1 protein-coding gene is annotated in these 250 nt (G+C 40.4%); it reads left to right on the top strand.

The annotated features are described in order from the left end of the window. A partial coding sequence (locus SB756_RS33325) for an ATP-binding cassette domain-containing protein (protein ID WP_410913665.1) occupies positions 1-250 on the top strand: 250 nt, incomplete at both ends.

The raw sequence follows: 250 nt of genomic DNA on the forward strand, positions 1-250 counted from the left end.
GTTAATGAGCAAAAAATTAGTGAATTGAGTGCCAGTGAGCTTGCGCTTTATAGGCGTAAAATAGGGATTATTTTTCAGCATTACCAATTACTCAGCCCGTTAAATGTAAAAGACAACATGTGCTTTCAAGCAAGGCTTAATGGGTTATCGCCTAGCGACGATGAAGTAAATACAATGGCTAAAAAGCTAGGCTTAGAAAATAAGCTAACAGCGATGCCTGAACAGCTATCAGGTGGTGAGCAGCAACGAG

The sequence above is a fragment of the Pseudomonas sp. SIMBA_068 genome (genome assembly GCF_046534705.1).
Classification (GTDB): domain Bacteria; phylum Pseudomonadota; class Gammaproteobacteria; order Pseudomonadales; family Pseudomonadaceae; genus Aquipseudomonas; species Aquipseudomonas putida.